14 protein-coding genes are annotated in these 18439 nt (G+C 65.5%); 5 read left to right on the top strand and 9 right to left on the bottom strand.

Annotated elements, in window-relative coordinates:
• Nucleotides 1–42: 42 nt before the first annotated feature.
• Both mtnP and AC07M1_RS18045 read right to left on the bottom strand, forming a co-directional pair.
• Nucleotides 43–915 (bottom strand): S-methyl-5'-thioadenosine phosphorylase, encoded by an 873-nt coding sequence (gene mtnP, locus AC07M1_RS18050; protein ID WP_495164024.1) that lies wholly within the window; start codon nucleotides 913–915, stop codon nucleotides 43–45.
• Nucleotides 912–2324 carry an amino acid permease gene (locus AC07M1_RS18045; protein WP_495164023.1) on the bottom strand — a complete coding sequence of 471 codons (1413 nt, stop codon included), beginning with the start codon at nucleotides 2322–2324 and terminating at the stop codon, nucleotides 912–914. The genes mtnP and AC07M1_RS18045 overlap by 4 nt, the downstream gene beginning before the upstream one ends.
• 123 nt (nucleotides 2325–2447) lie before the next feature.
• Here AC07M1_RS18045 and AC07M1_RS18040 point away from each other — a divergent pair, with 123 nt between their 5' ends.
• Entirely contained in the window at nucleotides 2448–2975 is a 528-nt protein-coding gene (locus AC07M1_RS18040; protein WP_495164022.1) for a rhodanese-like domain-containing protein, read from the top strand.
• Between the two features lie 179 nt (nucleotides 2976–3154).
• On the opposite strand, the gene AC07M1_RS18035 is transcribed toward AC07M1_RS18040, so the two are convergent.
• The 5 genes from AC07M1_RS18035 to AC07M1_RS18015 form a co-directional block, all read right to left on the bottom strand.
• Nucleotides 3155–5212, bottom strand: a complete 2058-nt coding sequence (locus AC07M1_RS18035) for a glycoside hydrolase family 97 protein (protein ID WP_495164021.1) — start codon at nucleotides 5210–5212, stop codon at nucleotides 3155–3157.
• 28 nt (nucleotides 5213–5240) lie between these two features.
• Nucleotides 5241–6848 (bottom strand): alpha-amylase family glycosyl hydrolase, encoded by a 1608-nt coding sequence (locus AC07M1_RS18030; RefSeq protein WP_495164087.1) that lies wholly within the window; start codon nucleotides 6846–6848, stop codon nucleotides 5241–5243.
• Nucleotides 6849–6862: 14 nt separating this feature from the next.
• On the bottom strand, nucleotides 6863–8677 hold the full coding sequence (locus AC07M1_RS18025) for an alpha-amylase family glycosyl hydrolase (RefSeq protein ID WP_495164020.1): 1815 nt from the start codon (nucleotides 8675–8677) through the stop codon (nucleotides 6863–6865).
• The gene (locus AC07M1_RS18020) at nucleotides 8674–10203 is read right to left on the bottom strand and encodes a tryptophan halogenase family protein (protein ID WP_495164019.1); all 1530 of its coding nucleotides are present in this window, start codon (nucleotides 10201–10203) and stop codon (nucleotides 8674–8676) included. The genes AC07M1_RS18025 and AC07M1_RS18020 overlap by 4 nt, the downstream gene beginning before the upstream one ends.
• A 70-nt stretch (nucleotides 10204–10273) precedes the next feature.
• Entirely contained in the window at nucleotides 10274–13114 is a 2841-nt protein-coding gene (locus AC07M1_RS18015) for a TonB-dependent receptor (protein WP_495164018.1), read from the bottom strand.
• Between the two features lie 228 nt (nucleotides 13115–13342).
• On the opposite strand from AC07M1_RS18015, the gene AC07M1_RS18010 reads away from it, so the two are divergent.
• Entirely contained in the window at nucleotides 13343–14383 is a 1041-nt protein-coding gene (locus AC07M1_RS18010; protein ID WP_495164017.1) for a LacI family DNA-binding transcriptional regulator, read from the top strand.
• A 174-nt stretch (nucleotides 14384–14557) separates the two neighbouring features.
• Complete coding sequence (locus tag AC07M1_RS18005) at nucleotides 14558–16042, top strand: MFS transporter (RefSeq protein WP_495164016.1); 1485 nt, start codon at nucleotides 14558–14560, stop codon at nucleotides 16040–16042.
• On the opposite strand, the gene AC07M1_RS18000 is transcribed toward AC07M1_RS18005, so the two are convergent.
• Both AC07M1_RS18000 and AC07M1_RS17995 read right to left on the bottom strand, forming a co-directional pair.
• A complete protein-coding gene (locus AC07M1_RS18000; RefSeq protein ID WP_495164015.1) occupies nucleotides 16039–17280 on the bottom strand; it encodes a threonine synthase in 1242 nt (413 codons plus the stop codon). The genes AC07M1_RS18005 and AC07M1_RS18000 overlap by 4 nt on opposite strands.
• Before the next feature lie 40 nt (nucleotides 17281–17320).
• On the bottom strand, nucleotides 17321–17842 hold the full coding sequence (locus AC07M1_RS17995) for a hypothetical protein (RefSeq protein ID WP_495164014.1): 522 nt from the start codon (nucleotides 17840–17842) through the stop codon (nucleotides 17321–17323).
• Between the two features lie 8 nt (nucleotides 17843–17850).
• Between AC07M1_RS17995 and AC07M1_RS17990 the strand changes: the two genes are divergently transcribed.
• The gene (locus AC07M1_RS17990; RefSeq protein ID WP_495164013.1) at nucleotides 17851–18123 is read left to right on the top strand and encodes a hypothetical protein; all 273 of its coding nucleotides are present in this window, start codon (nucleotides 17851–17853) and stop codon (nucleotides 18121–18123) included.
• An 81-nt stretch (nucleotides 18124–18204) separates the two neighbouring features.
• The gene (locus AC07M1_RS17985) at nucleotides 18205–18336 is read left to right on the top strand and encodes a hypothetical protein (protein WP_495164012.1); all 132 of its coding nucleotides are present in this window, start codon (nucleotides 18205–18207) and stop codon (nucleotides 18334–18336) included.
• Nucleotides 18337–18439 lie beyond the last annotated feature (103 nt).

The raw sequence follows: 18439 nt of genomic DNA, 5'->3' as shown, positions 1-18439 counted from the left end.
GTGGGGGTTGTGCCCGCGCCCGGTTATCCGTGCTCAAACACGCTATCTTCCGGCAAGCGCCCGGCCCGCAACCGCGTCGAGCTTCGCCAGCAGCGCGGGGTCGCGCGCGGACGGCGCGGTGATCAACGCGGTGTCGAGGCAGGTATCGATCGGCGATGGCTCGCGCGATTCAGGAAGGGCATGCAGCAGGTTCGCGACCATCGCGCGCGCCTTGACCGCGTTGGTCGAAAGCTGGGCGATCACCTGCGCCACGTCCACCGCCGCTTCTTCCTCGCGCCAACAATCATAGTCGGTGACCATGCCGACCAGTGCGTAGGGAAGCTCAGCCTCACGCGCGAGCTTCGCTTCGGGCATCGCGGTCATGCCGATGACGTGGCAGCCCCAGCTGCGATAGAGGTGGCTTTCGGCGCGAGTCGAGAATTGCGGCCCCTCCATCGCCAGATAGGTGCCGCCTTCGTGCGTCTGCGCATCGGCGGCGCGTGCCGCCTCCGCCGCGAGGTGCGACAGGCGCGGGCAGACCGGATCGGCCATTGAGACATGGGCGACCATGCCGTTGCCATAGAAGCTCGACGGGCGCCCCTTGGTGCGGTCGATGACCTGGTCGATGACGCTGAACGTGCCGGGTGCGCGTTCTTCGGTCAGCCCACCGACCGAGGAAACGGCAAGAACGTCGGTGACGCCCAGCCGCTTGAGGCAATCGATATTGGCGCGGCTGTTCAGTTCTGAAGGCGAAATCCGGTGCCCCCGCCCGTGCCGCGGCAGGAACGACACGCGAGCATGGCCCATTAGCCCAGTGAAGATCGCATCCGACGGATCACCCCAGGGGGAAGCGACAGCCACCCATTCGCCGCCCTGAACCCCCTCGACCTCGTAAAGCCCGGACCCTCCGATAATCCCGATATGCCAGCCGCTCACTGCACCCCCTTCGCGCTCACCCGCGGTCGGGCATAGGCGAAGTAGATGACAACCCCGAGCAGGTTCCAGGCTAGGAACCACAGCTGGGTTTTCATGGGCAGGCTGAAGAACAGATAGACGCAGCCGAGAACTGCACCGCCGCCGACCAGCCACCAAAGCGGTGTGCGGAACATACGCGGCATGTCGGGTGCACGCACCCGCAGCACCATCATACAGATCGCAACCGCAGAGAACGCCGCGAGCGTTCCGGCATTGGCGAGCGCAGCGATTTCCTCGATCGGCAGCAGCCCCGCGATCACAGCGACGATCGCCGCGGTGAACAGGGTGATGCGCACGGGCGATCCGCGACGCGACACCTTGGCAAGACCAACGGGCAGCATACCGTCGCGCGCCATGGTGAAGAAGATGCGGCTTTGGCCGAAGAGGAAACCGAGTAGCACAGTGGGAAGCGCGATGATCGCGGAAACGGCCAGGAACGTCGCAAAACCGGGCCTTCCGAGGTCACGGAGGATCAGCGCGAGCGGTTCGGGACTGTTGGCGAAATGCGTAAATGGCGTCGCCCCGACCGCGGCGACCGCGACGAGCATGTAGATGGCGACACAGGCGATCATCGATCCGACGATGCCGATGGCGAGATCGCGGCCCGGATTCTTGGTCTCCTCCGCCGCCGTCGAAATCGCGTCGAAGCCATAAAAGGCGAAGAAGATGATCGCCGCCGCCGCCATCACCCCGCGCTCGACCCCGTCGGCCGAAATGGTCTTGGCGAAACCGAAGGGCGCGAACGGCTCGAGATTGGCACCGTTGAAATAGGGCAAGGCCACCGCGACGAACACCGCCAGCGCGATGATCTTGACCACCACTAGCGCGGCGTTGAGCGTCGCGCTTTCCTTGGTGCCGAGGCAAAGCAGCCCGGCGACCACGGCGATGATGAAGATCGCGGGCAGATTGACGATGCCATGAGCGTGCGGCCCCGCCATCAGCTCCAGCGGCATACCCGTCCAGGCGTGGAGCAACGGCGCGGCATAGCCCGACCAGCCGACCGCGACGGTGCTGACCACCAGCGAATATTCGAGGATCAGCGACCAGCCCACCACCCAGGCGATGATCTCCCCCAGCACGGCATAGCTATAAGTATAGGCACTGCCCGAAGCGGGCATCATCGTCGCCATTTCGGCATAGGCGAGCGCGGCGCAGGCGCAGATCGCGCCGGCGATGACGAAGGACAGGATCACGGCGGGTCCGGCCTTGCCCGCGCCGACCCCGATCAGGGTGAGAATGCCGGTGCCGACGATCGCGCCGACCCCCAGCGCGACGAGGTGCGGCCAGCTCAGCGTAGCGGCGAGGCGATGTTCGGGCGCATGGTCGGCGGCCCCCTTCACCGTCTTGGTCCGAAACAGTCCGCCAGCCATAGCATTCCCCTTTGTTGCCGTTGAGACTGGTGCGCCGCGACCCGCGCGCCGTCAACGGTTCATGCGACAGACAGCGGCGCGGGCGCAGGGTCGTTACGCTTTCGCCATTCAGAGGATTGATCGATGGACCGCCGCCTCTTCCTGTCCTTCGTCGGTATCGGCGCCGCAACGCCCGCACTTGGCCAAACCTACGATCAGGGGACGCGCGCGGCCGAAGCCGTCAATCCGCAGATCGATTATCCCGGCTTCCAGCAACTGACCGGCGATGTCGGCGCGCTGCGCGCGGAACGGCTGTTGCCCTTCGCGCAGTTCAAGAAGCAGGCGGCCTCAGCCGGAACCTTGCTGCTCGACGCGCGGTCGGAAAGCGCGTTCCGCGAGGGGCATATCAAGGGCGCGGTCAACCTGCCCTTCCCCGATTTCAACGCGGAGTCGCTGGAAGAGACGGTCGGACCGAACGTCCACCGGCGCATCCTGATCTACTGCAACAACAATTTCTCGAACCGCACGCGTCCCGTGCCGATGAAGGCGCGCCCGCTGGCGCTCAACATCCAGACGTTCATCAACCTGGTCGGCTATGGCTATCGCAACGTGTGGGAACTGGCCGACGTGATCGACTTCAACGATCCCAAGGTGGAGTGGGTACGCGCGTAGGGGACGAGAGTCTGTCGACTATTCCTCGCCCGTCACCCCGGCCCTGTGCCGGGGTCCAGGGGGAGGCAGGCGTCGGACATTAGGGCTTGAAGGCAGCCGGCGCGGCGCGGTGGCCCCCGGCACAAGGCCCGGGTGACGTGATGAAGTGCGTCGTCGTGAACGCTGACGCACCCCGCCCCTTATTTCGCGGCGAAGCGGATCGCCTGGCCGCCACCCGGAGCCAGCGCCAGCATCAGCCTGTCGCCGCGCTTCACCTTCTTCGTCTCGATCACGTACTTGTGCCGCGTCTCGCTGTCGAAGCGCGTGTCGGGCGCGTCGCGATAGATTTGCGCGGTGTAGGTCTTGCCCGCATCGAGGAAATCGAGCGTCACCTCCAGATTGCGCGCCTGTTCGTCGCCGACCGAACCCAGATACCAGTCGGCGCTGTTGCGGTCCTTGCGCGCGATCGTCACATAATCGCCGACCTCGCCGTTGAGGATGCGCGTGTCCGCCCAGTCGACCGGCACATCCTTGATGAACTGGAACGCGTCCATCAGCTTGGCGTAGGTCTCCGGCTCGTCGGCGGCCATCTGCACCGGCGAGTAGATCACGACATATTGCGCGAGCTGCTTGGCGATGGTCGAGGGGATGTCGCTGTCCTTCTCGCCCTTGAGGCTGAGGATGCCGGGGGTGAAGTCCATCGGCCCCGACAGCATCCGGGTGAAGACGAGATTGGCTTCATGCTCAGGCGGGTTCTTGCCTTGCCACGCCATATATTCCTGCCCGCGCGCGCCCTCGCGGGCGAGCCAGTTGGGATAGGTGCGGCGCAGGCCGGTATCCTTGATCGGCTCGTGCGGATCGACGCTGATCTTGTACTTGGCGGCGGCGAGCACGACGCGCAGATGATGGTTCGACATCCACTGGCCGTCATGCCATTCGCGATGCTCCGACCCGTCGGGGTCGACCCGGCCGATCTGGCCGGCATCGGCGACATAGCCGGTCTTCACCACCTTCTGCCCATGCGCGGCCGACCAGGCGAAGGCGGTGTCGAGCTGCTTGTCATAGTGGCTGGCCGAGCCGCCGGTCTCGTGATGGCCGACCAGCGCGGTGCCCTTGGACTTGGCATAGGCAGCCAGACCCGCGGCGTCGAAATCCTCGGTCGGACCGGAGAAATTCATGTCGGTGCCGTTGCCGAACCAGTCGCCGTCCCAGCCGACATTCCACCCCTCGACCAGCACCCCGGGGATGCCGTTCGCGCCCGCGAAATCGATATAACGCTTCACATTTTCGGTGGTGGCGCCGTGCTGCGGGCCGCGCGCCCAGCTCCACTTGCCCTTGATCATGTTCCACCACACGCCGACGAACTTGCCGGGCTTGACCCAGCTGACATCGCCGAGCTTGTTCGGCTCGTTGAGGTTCAGTGTCATGCGGCTGCCGGTGTAGAGGCCCGCGGCATCGTCGGCGATCACCATGGTGCGCCAGGGCGTGGTGAACGGCCCCGTCTTGACCACCTTGGCCGGACCGGCGCCGGGCGAGAGCTGCGCCTTGAACCGCGTACCGGTCACGCGGCGCAGCCACATGCTGGAATAGTCGACCAGCGCGGCTTCGTGGAAGGCGATATGCGTGCCGTCCTGCAGCTTCACCGTGATCGGGGTGTGCGCCTGACCGACTTCGGAAATCGGCGTGCGGTTGTAGAGATACTCGTAGCGGTTCCACTCGCCCGCCGGGATCCACCAGGCGGTGCCATTGCCCGCCAGCCCGAACTCGGTCAGCTCGTCGGCGATATTGGCGTGCTTCAAATTGGGCTGATCGGGGAATTCGTAGCGGAAGCCGACGCCGTCATCGAAGATGCGGAACACAACGTCCATCACGCGGGCCAGCGCGGTGGTTTCCTTGAGACGTACGCGGAATTCGGTGTGGCGATCACGGATGCTCTTCCACTCGCCCCAGGGCTGTTCCCAGGTTGAGTCCGCAGAAGTCGTCGCCTGACTTTCGATCGCGAAGCGGCGCTCGAGCTTGGGCGCGTCGGTGAGCAGGAAACCGAGCCGCGAGGGCTCGATCAGCGGCTTGCCGTTGCGCGCGACGGCATAATGCGGGCGACCGTCGCCATCGACGGTCACGGTGACGCGGAGCTTGCCGTCGGGCGAGGTCGCGGTCGCACCGCCTTCCTTCAGGGCCGTGTTCTGAACCACGCCCTGCGCCAGCGCCGGCATCGCCATCATCGAAGTCAACGCTGTCAGCGCGATCAGTCTGCCCATCTCACTCTCCTGTTACGCGGCCATCTTCTCAGGCGATTTGTTCGAGCACCAGCCCGCTATAGGCGGGCAGCGATCCCGGCACGGCGCCATTGATCGCCGCAAGCACCCGGAACCGATCCGGCTGTGCTGGATGCCATGCCAGCGGCGTCTTGCCCAGATTGAACGCGCAGGTCAGCGCCTGCCCGTCCGCGGTGCGGGTGAAGACGAGCAACGCGTCGCCCGCTTCCAGCACCTCCATCGCGCCGACACGCAGTGCCGGATTGGCGGCGCGCAAGGCGATCAGCCCGCGCGTCTGGTTGAGCAGCGAGCCGTTCTGCGTGGTCTGCCGGTCCACCGCCAGCGCGGCATGATCGGGACCGAGCGGCAGCCACGGCTTGCCCGGGGTGAAGCCGAGATTTTCGGCATCGGCCCGCCACGGCATCGGGGTGCGCACACCATCGCGGCTCAAGGTCAGCGGCCAGTTGGCGATCGCCTCGGGATCCTGGAGCTGGTCATAGGCGATCTCGACCTGGGTCAGGCCAAGCTCCTCACCCTGGAACAGGATCGCGTTGCCGCGCAGGCACATCAGCAACAGCATCTTCATCGCGGCAAAGGCATCGCGATGCTGCGCGTCCACCCATCGCGACAGCGCGCGCGGGGCGTCATGATTCTCGAACGCCCAGCTCGGCCAGCCGGTGCCGGGCGTGTCGGGCCACGTCGCGACCGCCTTCTTGACCAGCGCCGGGGTCAGCTTGTCGGCATAGAGGAAATCGAAGCTGTAAGCGCTGTTGAGCCGCGCCTGCCCTTCCGTAAACGCATGCATCTCCGCCTCGGGCGTCGGCCCGCCGACCTCGGCCACGGTGAAGCGGCCGCCATAGCTGTCGGTCAGTTCGCGGTGCCGCTCAAGGAAGCGAACGATGTCCGGATGGCTCTGATTGTAGAGATGCTGCTGGAAGTCGAACGGGCGCGTGCGTGGGCTCCCGGTATCGGGCGCGGGCGGATTGTCGCGCAGCAGCGGGTCGTGCATCGAGAAGTTGATCGCATCGATACGAAAGCCATCGACGCCGCGATCGAGCCAGAATTTCGCCGCCGCCAGCGCCGCGTCCTGCACCTGCGGGTTATGCAGGTTGAGATCGGGCTGTTCGCTCAGGAAATTGTGCAGATAATATTGGCCGCGCCGCGCGTCCCAGGTCCAGGCGGGACCGCCGAACACCGACTGCCAGTTGGTCGGCGGCGATCCGTCGGCCTTGGCATCGGCCCAGACATACCAGTCGGCCTTGGGATTGGTACGGCTCGCGCGGCTTTCCTGGAACCAGGCGTGCTGGTCGGAGGTGTGCGAATAGACCTGGTCGATGATGACCTTGAGGCCGAGCGCATGCGCCTTTTCGATCACGGCATCGAAATCGGCGAGCGTGCCAAACACCGGATCGACGCCGCAATAATCGGCGATGTCATAGCCGAAGTCGCGCATCGGCGAGGTGAAGAAGGGCGACAGCCAGATCGCATCGGCGCCAAGCGCGGCGACATGATCGAGGTGCGCGGCGACACCGGGCAGATCGCCGATCCCATCGCCGTTCGAGTCGGCGAAGCTGCGCGGATAGATCTGATAGATCACCGCGCCGCGCCACCAATCGCGGTCCAGCTGCGTCTCGGTCATGCGCGACGGCTCGCTCACTTGGCGCCTCCGGTGACCGTGCAGGCGAGATAGCCGAACGCCGGGATCGTCACGGCGATGCTTCCGGGCGCGGACGCCGATGCCGCGCATTGCCCGACCAGCGGCGCAAAGGTCGTGGAGCCGACGCCGACCTCCACCTGACGCGTGATCGGCGCATTGCTGGTGTTGAAGGCGACGAGGATCTCGGTGCCGGTCACCGGATCGAAGCGCGACACCGCGAACAGGCCGGGCTTCTCGTCATAGTTGCGCGTGACCTGGCGTCCACGCGACAGGGCCGGCGTTGCCCGGCGGATCGCCGAAAGCTTCGCGATCTCGGCATAGAGGGGGTGCGCGGTGTCGAAGTTCGACTCCGCGGTGGTCTTGTTGGTGCCGAGCAGCCGGTTGTCATTGTAGACCGCGACCTTGCTCGGGAACATGTCCTCGCGCGCGTCCTGATCGTTGCCGTCGCCGACAAAGCCCTGCTCGTCACCAGCATAGATGGTCGGCACGCCGCGCAGCAGCAACAGCATCGCATGGGCGAGCTTCACGCGCGCCAGCACCTCGTCGTCGCTCGCCTTGGGGAAGGCCTTGCGCACATCGGTCGAGAAACGGCCGTGATCGTGGTTGGAGATGAAGGTGGGCAGCAGCAGCGCGGTCGCCGCTCCGCCCTCGTACAGCGCGTCGCGATCGAACATCGCGGCGAGCACGTCGGGGCCCTTCTCGCCCGCGACGGTATGTTGAACCGCGGCGCGGAAGCCGAAGTCGAGCACGCTCGGCAGCTGGTGGACGCGGGTGTGGAGCGCGAGGTCGCCGACATCGCCGTCGTTCGCGACCTCGCCGAAAATGTGGAAATTGGGGATGCCCTTGGCCTTGGCCCGCTCGATCATCGCCTTGGAGAAGCCGTGCCAGAACTCGGCATTGACGTGGCGGGCGGTGTCGATGCGGAAGCCGTCGATCCCGAACTGATCGATCCAGCCGCCATAGATGTCGATGAACCCCTGCAGCACGCGCGGGCTTTCGGTCATCAGATCGTCCAGTCCGACGAAGTCGCCCATCGTCGAGCTTTCGTTGCGGAAGGTGGTGTTGCCGCGATTGTGATAGTGGATCGGGTCGTTGAGCCAGGCGGGGACCTTCACGGTCCGCTCAGCCTCGGGCACGAAGGTCGTGTAAGCGTAATCCGGGTCGGTGAGCTTCGCGAAATTCTCCGGCGTCTGGACGCTGTCGCCCTGGAAGCCGGGGTTGATCGCGGCGCCCCTCACCCCGCCCTTTCGGCTGTAGGGATAGTCGGCGCGGCTGCGATAGTCGCACGCGCTCTTGGGGCATTCGCGATACTGGATCACGTCGGCGGTGTGGTTGGTGATGATGTCGAGATAGACCTTGATGCCACGCGCATGGGCGGCATCGACGAAGGTCTTCATCTCCGCATTGGTGCCAAAATGCGGATCGACGCGGGTGAAGTCGGTGATCCAATAGCCGTGATAGCCGGCCGTTTCCTGTCCGGGGCCGCCCTGAACCGGCTTGTTCTTGTAGATCGGGCCGAGCCAGATCGCGGTGGCGCCGAGCGACTGGATGTAATCGAGCCGCCGGATCAGTCCGGCAAGGTCGCCGCCGTGGAAGAAGCCCTTGTGCGCCGGATCGAAGCCGGTGGTCAGGCGATCGCCCTTGAGGCCACCCTTGTCGTTCGACGGATCGCCATTCTCGAACCGGTCGGGGAGGAGGAAGTAGAGGACCTCCGTTTCGGCCGGGCGCGAGCGCAGATCGGCCGGGGTGGCGGTCTGCGCGACCGCGGAGGTGCCGGCGAACAGGGTCAAAGCGAGGGCAAGACTTCTCATGCGATACTCGACTGGCTGAGGGTGGAAGGCGCACCGGTGAAGCGCGCGAGATAGTCGGCGTGGCTCGGCAGACGCGCGGCGTCGCGGGCATAGGCATCGGCCACGGTGGCGAGGAACTGGTCCAGCTGTTCGTCGCGCAGTTCGTCCGCGAGCGGATGCCAGCGTTCGGGCACGATCCCCTGCCCGGCCATCACCTGGATCCAGCCGGGAACGTCGAACAGCTCGTCATGCTCGCGCACGATCCGGCCGTTGGCGCGGAACATGGCGATGCGGTTGGCCAGCGTTTCGGGCAATTCCATGTGGCGCAGCGCGTCCCACATCGGCTCGCCCTCGCGACGATTGGCCGCATAGTGAAGGATCACGAAGTCGCGGATGCGCTCGATCTCGAAGTCCGTCAGGCGGTTATAGGCATCGCGATCCGCATCCGCGACCGGGCCGTTGGGCAGGAAATCGAGCAGCCGGGTGATGCCGCTCTGGATCAGATGGATGCTGGTCGATTCGAGCGGCTCGAGGAAGCCCGAGGAGAGCCCGATCGCGACGACATTGCGGTTCCATGCCTTGCGGCGCTTGCCGGCACGGAATTTGAGCAGCCGCGGATCGGCCTGCGCCGTGCCGTCGAGATTGGCGAGCAGCACCGACGTCGCCTCATCCTCGCCGATATGGGCGGAGGAGAAGACATAGCCGTTGCCGGTGCGGTGCTGGAGCGGGATGCGCCATTGCCAGCCGGCCGCACGCGCTGTGGCACGGGTATAGGGGACCAGCGGATCGGCACGGTCGCACGGCACCGCCAACGCGCGGTCGCAGGGGAGCCAATGCCCCCAATCCTCGAACCCGGTTTCCAGCGCTCCCTCGATCAGCAGTCCGCGGAAACCCGAGCAGTCGACGAACAGGTTGCCCGCGACGCGAACCCCGTCGGCAAGAACCAAAGCCGCGACGTCGCCATGTTCGCCGTCACGCTCAACGCCATCGATCCGCCCTTCGATCCGCGTGACCCCGCGCGCCTCGGCATAGCGACGCAGATAGGCGGCATAGAGACCGGCATCGAAATGGAAGGCATAGGGCATGGACGGCAGCACGCTTTCGCCCGCGCGCTCGACATGCGCGAACCGATTGGCGTGCGCCGCGATGTCATTGAGCACATAGTCCCCGAGCGGCCCCGCCCGGCCCGCCGCACGCGCGCGCAGCCAATAATGGTGGAAGGGCAGCAGCCCCAGCCCACGCCCGACCTGGCCGAAGGCGTGCATATAGCGCTCGCCCGGCGCACCCCATCCGTCGAACTCGATGCCGAGCTTCCAGGTGCCGTGCGTCTCGCGCAGGAACTCCGCCTCATCGATGCCCAGCGCCTGGTTGAACAGGCGGATCATCGGGATCGTCGCCTCGCCCACACCGACCGTGCCGATCGCATCGGATTCGACCAATGTGATCGCCCAGCCCCGCCCGCAGAAGCGGGCGAGCGCGGCTGCGGTCATCCACCCCGCGGTGCCGCCGCCGGCAATGACGATGTTGCGGGGCATGGGATCGGACATGTCTTTAGTCCCGGCGATCCTCGAAAACGTCCCCGCCGCGAGCATGCCGCGGCGGGGAGGCGGGGGGAAGTCAGAGCTTGTAGCTGAGTCCGAGCAGGTAACGGACGCCATAGCGCTGATGGTCGACCGTCAGAGCTTCGTTCGCGATCTCGTGAGTAACGAACGGCTCGTCGGTCAAGTTCTGCGCCTGTGCCAGAATACCCAGCCCCTTGAGCGGGCCATTCTGGAACTCATAGCCGATCTGCGCATCGACGATCGTCTCGGGCTTGGCGAGCCGTTGGATACGATCGGTGCCGATGCCGCTCAGCTCCGCAAGGAAGCTCGACCGGTGACGCGCGCTGGCGCGCGCCGAAAAGCCCCATTTCTCAAAATAGACGGTGCCGTTGGCGACCCATTTGGAGAGGCCGGGCAGCGGCTGTGCCGGGTTGCTGGGATCGGGCGTGATCGAGCTTTCGGTGTAGGAGACGCTGCCCAGCACGCCGAACCCGTCGAGCGCACTGGAGAGGTTGCGCAACGAGAAGGTCGCCGACAGTTCCGCGCCGTAGAGCCGCCCGCCGCTGCCATTGCGGAAGACCTTGGCGACGCCCTGACGCAGCCGCGGTTCCGGTCCGCTGGTCACCGGGAAGCCGTTGAAGTCGTAGACCTGGTTTTCCTGGTAGATGTAGGTTTCCAGATGCTTGTAGAAGCCGGCAAGCGCGACGTAGCTGTCGCGGGCGATATATTTCTCCACCGACAGATCGAACGCATTCGCGATCCACGGCCGCAGCCGCGGGTTGCCACCCTCGCCACCCCAGGGCGAGAAGTTGATATCGGTGTTACCCGCGAGCGATGCGTTATAGGTGAAGCTCATCGACGCGCGCATCTGATCCATGCGCGGGCGGGCCATCTGCCGCGCCGCGCCGAAGCGAACGGTGAGGCCGTCGTTGAGGCGCGCGACGATATTGAGGTTGGGCAGGACGTAGGTGTAGCGCACGCCGTCCGACAGATCGGTGACCGTGGCGACCGGCGATCCGCTCGCGCCCTGACCGTTCGAGAACTGATCGACCGAGACGATCTGCGCGCCGACATTGCCGCCGAGCTTCGACCCGTTCGCCATCTCGACATCGATGTCGTAGCGGGCATAGCCGGTCAGGATTTCCTCGCGGACACCCCAGCCAAAGGCGAAGAGGTTGGCATCGGTTGCAGCGTTGAAGTTGTAGAGGCCGCTATAGGCGAGCTTGAGCGGGTCGTAGCTGACCATGCCGGGAATACCGAGATAGGCGAGCTTGGTCGGTTCGAGCAGCTGATCGCCGGGGATCGCGACGCTGCTATTATGCAGCGGGTCGGCCGCATTCGCCTTCAGACCCAGATACCAGCGCTTCAGATCGAGCGACTTTTCGCGCTTGCTGTAGTTGGCGCCGAAAGCGATCTTGCCCTGATTGTCGCCCAGCTCGCGCTCGACATCGAGACGGAAGGCCATCAGCTCGTCGCTGGTGGTCGGGTTGTTGAGGAAGCCATCCTGGCCGCCCGGCGTGTTGTCGCCGCCCCAGCCCTGCGGGCTGGTCAGGAAGATGCGCGAGGCATCGGCATAGTTGAGCGAGGATTTGAAGCTGTAGCGCCCCTCCGCGTCGCGGCTGAAGCCCAGCGTGTCGAACGGCCCGTTGCCACCGCCGCGCGACGTGCCCGAATAGGTTTCGAGCACCTTGTCCTCACGATCGACGCGCGAATAGCTGGCGTCGCCGGTGATCTTCCACCCGCCGGTGACGTAGCTGACATTCAGCCCGCCCGAGTAGAGATCCGCCTCACGCAGATTGGCGTCGTTGCGCACCACCGGCTTGACCCCGCTCCAGGTGCCGTCGGTGATGATGCCGTCCTTGACGGTATAGCCTGGCTGAAGCACCGCGCCGCCCCATTGCAGCGGGAATTCGATGCCGCGCAGCGTCTGCGCGTCCTTGAACTTCGAATAATAGCCGTCGAGCACGATATTGAGTTCGGGCGTCGGCTTCCACTGGATCGCGCCCATCACGCCGGTGCGCTCAAGCTCGGTCGACTGGACATAGGGCTTGGCGCCGCCGATGATCCGTGCGCCCTGCGCTGCGGCATAGGCCGGTCGCGGGGTGAAGGTGTCGTCGGCCTGGCTGGCCGTTCCCTTGGTGTCGCGGATGCCGTACAGGTCGTTGTTGGTGTCGAAGCTGGGATAGCCCCAGCTGTTGAACCGCTCGAACTGGGTCGGCGAATTGATGTGCGCGATGCCCAGCGTGACGCCGATCGTGTCGTTCGCGAACTGATCGATATAGGTAAGGCTGGCGCGATAGCCCTTGTCGTTGGAACCGGTATTGAGCTTGCCGGTCGAGACCAGCTCACCGCGCGCATTCACACCGAGTACGCGCTTGCCATAGTCGAGCGGACGGATCGTGCGCAGATTGATCGTGCCCGACAGCCCCTGACCGACCAGGCCGGCGAACGGCGTCTTATAGACATCGACCGCTCCCATCAGCTCGGACGGGTATTGGTCGAACTCGACGCCGCGATTATCGCCCGTCGTGACCTGCTCGCGTCCATTGAGCAGGGTCGCGGCGAAATCGGGCGAGAGGCCGCGCACCGAGATGACCTGAGCACGCCCGTCGAGGCGCTGCGCGGTGAGGCCGGGAAGACGCGCGATCGCTTCGGCAATCGAGTTATCGGGAAGCTTGCCGATATCCTCGGCCGAGACCGATTCAACGATCTGGTTCGAGTCGCGCTTGGTCGCGACCGCGGTCTCGATCGCGCGGCGGAAGCCGGTGACGGTGATTTCGTTGCCTTCTTCGGCGGCGGGCTGGTCGGCGTCCTGCGCGAGTGCGGGCGATGCGACCAGCAACGTGGCGGCGATGGCGCCGGCGCTGGCGGTAATGGCGAGACGGGCGGCCTGACGGCCGGTGGCGGTGTGACGCATGGTTCCTCCCCTATGCTGGCCCATTATGCCCGGGCCATCTTGTCGGCGCGCCCGATCCGGGCTGCGTTCATCCCCCTATTCGCGCCAAGCCGCCGCCGCGACCAGCACACGGCATACGTATTCAGTCGCGCAGCGGGCGCGCATCACCCCGCGCGACATTGACGCGGCCAGCGAAACGGGGTGAACATTCCGACGTCAAGCGGAGGGCACATCCGCGGGCGACAGGGGATGAGTGCCAAGGCCATGCAACGCAAGCCGACATCATTCGATATCGCGCACCTCGCGGGGGTGTCGCAGCCGACGGTTTCGCGCGCGCTGCGCGGCGGCACCGGCGTCAACGAGGCGACGCGCAAGCGGATCGAGGCGATCGCCCAGAAACTGAACTACCGTGTCGACAAGGCCGCATCGAACCTGCGCAGCCGCCATGCCGAGACGCTGGCGGTGCTGATCTTTCAGGATGAAAGCGCCGACGACAGCGCCATCAACCCGTTCTTCCTGTCGATGCTGGGATCGATCATGCGCGCCTGCGCCGACAATGGTCAGGACATGCTGGTTTCGTTCCAGCAGCTGGGCAGCGACTGGCACCAGGATTTCGAGGACAGCCGCCGCGCCGACGGTCTGATCCTGCTCGGCTATGGCGATTATGAATTGTACCGCGACAAGCTCAACGAGCTGATGGCACAGGGAACGCATTTCGTACGCTGGGGATCGCAGTCGGGCGGGATCGGGCTGACCGTCGGCTGCGACAATCAGGGCGGCGGGCGCGAGGCAACCCGGCACCTGCTGAGCCTTGGGCGACGCAACATCGCGTTCCTGGGCCACGCATCCAGCCATTATCCCGAATTCCACGACCGCTATCGCGGCCATGTCTCCGCCCTCAAGGAAGGTGGGATCATCCCGCGCAAGCGGCTGCAGTTCGACGCGCTGACCACCGAGGAAGCCGGCGCCGCCGCCGCCGAGGCACTGATCACCAGCGGTGAGACATTCGATGCGATCCTGGCCGCCAGCGACCTGATCGCGATCGGCGCGATGCGCGCGCTCGCCGCCCACGGCATCAAGGTGGGCGAGGATGTCGCGGTGGTCGGGTTCGACGACATCGCCGCGGCGAGTTTCACCAATCCCCCGCTCACCACCGTCTTGCAGGATACGCGAGCCGCCGGGCGGACATTGGTCGAGACGTTGCTCGGCCGCATCCGCGAGGAACACGTCGGCGATGTGCTGCTGCCGGCGACGCTGGTGGTGCGGCGCTCGTGCGGGTCGGGTGGTTGATCGTGCCGGTCAATTCAGACTCCACCTCCGTCATTCCCGCGAAGGCGAGAATCCATTGCCGCCGCCGCTCGGGCTTTTGCCGCTTCGTCAGCCAGAATGGATCCCCGCCTTCGCGGAGATGACGATTCCCTTGATGGGGCGACGGCCCCGGAACCTGTTCTTCAAGGACAAATCATGGAAAAACCCCGTCAGGGCTTTTGGGGCCTGTTCAACCTGTCGTTCGGCTTCTTCGGCATCCAGATCGGCTTTGCACTGCAGAACGCCAATATGAGCCGTATCTTCCAGTCGCTCGGCACCAGCATCGACGACCTGCCCGCGCTATGGGTCGCGGCACCACTGACCGGGCTGCTGGTCCAACCGGTGATCGGGCATATGAGCGACCGCACCTGGCTCGGCCGACTAGGGCGGCGGCGGCCCTATTTCCTGGCGGGTGCGATCTTGGCGGCGCTGGCGCTGTTTGCCATGCCGCTGGCGCCGGTGCTGCTGTTTGCGGCGGTGATGCTGTGGGTGCTCGACGCATCGCTCAACGTGTCGATGGAGCCGTTCCGCGCGTTCGTCGGCGACATGCTGCGCAAGGACCAGCACAGCGCGGGCTATGCCGTGCAGACCGCGTTCATCGGTGCGGGTGCGGTGGTCGGATCGATCTTTCCCTGGGCGCTCGAGCATCTGGGCGTGTCCAATGTGGCACCGGGCGGCGGCATCCCGGATACGGTGCGCTATGCCTTCTGGTTCGGGGGGGCGGCGTTGTTCCTGGCGGTGCTGTGGACGGTCGTGAGCACGAAGGAATACAGTCCCGAGGAAATGGCGGCGTTCGACGGCCAGCGCGCCGAAGCGGACGAGACGTCGATGCGCGTTCTGGCCGCGCGCGGCAATACATCCAGCTTGATCTGGATCGCGGCGGGCGCGGCGGTTGTCGTCGCGGTCGGCAAGTTCGGGCTGGAAAAGGAGGTCTATCTGCTCGGCGGACTTCTCGCGGGCTATGGCGTAGCCAGCCTGATCGCGATCGGCCTCGCCCGGCGCGGCAGCGGCGCCAACATGCTCAGCCATATCGTGGGCGACTTCGCGGGTATGCCTCCGCTGATGAAGAAGCTGGCGGTGGCGCAGTTCTTCAGCTGGTCGGCGCTGTTCATCATGTGGATCAACACCACGCCGGTGGTTGCGCAATATTTCTACGGGGCGGCCGACGCGACCGATCCGCGCTTTCAGGAAGGCGCGAACTGGGTGGGGGTGCTGTTCACTGTCTATAACGGAATCGCGGCGGTCGCGGCGCTGACATTGCTGCCGCTGCTCGCGAGCCGGATCGGCAAGGCACGGACGCATATCGTCGGGCTGGTCTGCGGCGCGGCAGGCTTTGCCAGCTTCTTCCTGATCCGCGATCCGCACTGGCTGATCCTGAGCCAGATCGGGATCGGCATCGCCTGGGCATCAATCCTGGCGATGCCCTATGCCATCCTGGCCTCGAGCCTGCCCCAGGCCAAGCTCGGCATCTATATGGGGCTGTTCAACGTCTTCGTCGTCGTGCCGCAATTGCTGGTCGCGACGGTGATGGGGTCGATCATGAAGCGCTTCTTCCCGCACGAGCCGATCTGGACGATGGCCTTCGCCGCGGTGACGCTGCTGGTCGCGGCTGTCGCGATGCTGCGCGTGAAGGAGACCTAAAGCGCCGAGAAATCGATCGGCCCATGGCGATCGAGGGTGCGCGAATTGTCCGGCATCGGATATTTGAGGCCGGTCGCGCAGTTGAACAGAACCGCGCGATCGCCGGGCGAGATCAGCCCTTCCGCCAGCGCCTTGCGCCATGCGGCAAGCGTCGCTCCGCCCTCTGGGCACAGCAGCAGGCCGTCGAGCCGCGCGGCATCGTCGACCGCTTCGAGGATCGCGGCATCGCTGACAGCCATCGCAAAGCCGTTGCTCGCGCGCACCGCGTCGAGGATCAGGAAATCGCCCACCGCCTGCGGGACGCGGATGCCGGCAGCAACGGTATGCGCGTCTTCCCAGCGCGTGGCGTGGCGTTCGCCCTGCTCCCATGCGCGGACCATCGGCGCGCAGCCCTCGGCCTGAACGGCGACCATGCGCGGGCGTTTCGACCCGATCCAGCCCAGCGCCTCCAGCTCATCGAACGCCTTCCACATGCCGATCAAGCCGGTGCCGCCGCCTGTGGGATAGAAGATCACGTCGGGCAGTTCCCAGCCGAGCTGTTCGGCCAGCTCCAGCCCCATCGTCTTCTTGCCCTCGATCCGATAGGGTTCCTTGAGCGTCGATAGGTCGAACCAGCCATTGGCCTCCTTGCCCGCGCCGACCAGCTTGCCGCAATCGTCGATCAGCCCGTTGACACGATAAACGCGCGCGCCCTGCGCCGCGATCTCGCGCACGTTGATCTCGGGCGTGTCGTCGGGACAGAAGATCACCGCCTCGATCCCCGCCTGTGCGGCATAGGCCGCCGCGGCAGCGCCAGCATTACCGTTGGTCGGCATAGCAATGGTGGTGACGCCCAGCTCCTTCGCCATCGAGATCGCCATGACAAGACCGCGCGCCTTGAACGATCCAGTGGGCAAACGGCCTTCGTCTTTGACCAGCAGGGTCGCGGCGCCGGCGCCGTTAGCGATCTTCGCGAGCGGGACGATCGGCGTCGCGATCTCGCCCAGGCTGACGATGTTGGCGGTTTGGCGAACCGGCAGCAGCTCGCGATAGCGCCAGAGGTCGGCAGGGCGCTGGGTCAAATCCGCACGCGAAACCGCCATGCCGACCGCATCGAGATCGTAGCGGACCAGCAAAGGCCGCCCGGCGCGCGACAGGCCTTGCAGCGTATCGGCGTCGTAGCGCTCCCCGGTCATCGCGCATTCGAGATGGGTGACGAAAGTCGGACGGTCGGTGGTGAGGTTATCGTCGTAGCGCATGGCGATGGTCTAAGCGTCGTTGCGGTTCCGGTCGAGCGGACTAATCGATCCGTTCGGCGGCCCAGTCGTCGCCGGTGATGGCGCGATCACCGACGATCCCGTGATAGTCGACGCCGTCGGCGGTGAAAGCGAGCGCCGCGCCGGAGAGCGATGCTCCACGGACCGCACGACCATCGAGCGTGCCTGAAACATGGCTATAGCGCTGGTCGACCGCCAGCGTCGCCGTTGCGCCGCCGGCACGGGTCAGGCGCCATTCGCCACCCGCGATCGCTGGGATCGTCCAGCGGAAGACCCGCTTGTCGGCGATCTCGCGATTCTCCTCGGGCGGCCAGTCGCCCATGTCGAAGGCATGGCTGACGACACGGGCGCCAGGTTTCATCTCGCTGAGAAGCTTGGGCTTCAGGCGCTCATTGATGTCAGGAAGCAAATAGAGCGTGACCACATCGGCGTCGCGCAGCGAGATGGTGAAGAGGTCATCGCGAACGAACCGGGCACCAGCCTCAAGCCCTTCGAGCAGCGTGAGCGAACGCGCGCGCGCGACCAGCCGCGCATCGATCTCCACCCCAGCGCATGGGCACCGCGGCGGGCGGCGGCTCGCGGAATGCGACCATCTCCGGAGCCGAGATCGATCAGCCGCTCGCCAGCCTTGAGGCCGACCATATCGAGCATTCCTTCGACGACCTCGGGCGGCGTGGGCACATAGGGAACATCAGCTTCCTTCGCGGCTCGAGCTGCGGCAGGGAATACGCTCAGACCCAGCGCGCCGGTGAGGAAGGTTCGACGAGGAAGAGGATGCAGGATCAAGAAGGCCGTCTTTCCGAAGATAGAATGCCCGCAGGATAGCGAGGCTGGCTGTCTAGCGCGACAATAGCCTTACGCGCACGCCGTATCCGGCGTAGGTTGCCCGCAGGCATGGAGGAAAACATGACCAATGGCGAGCAGAAGGCGCATCGGCGTGGCGTCACCGCGGGAATGATCACCGGGCTGACGATCGGGCTGATCCTGGCGCTATTCATCGCGCTGAAGCCGGAATTCTTCGCCGCGCTGATTGGCTGAATCCGCGCGACAAGTCCAAGAAACGCAAAAAAGCCGCCCGTTGGGCGGCTGTGTGTGTGAGTTGTGGTTGATGGTTGCGGGGGTTGGATTTGAACCAACGACC

Source organism: Sphingomonas sp. GW821-FHT10C01 (assembly GCF_059415525.1).
The sequence above is the reverse complement of the archived record's forward strand: the minus strand, read 5'-3'. Positions and strand labels throughout refer to the sequence as shown.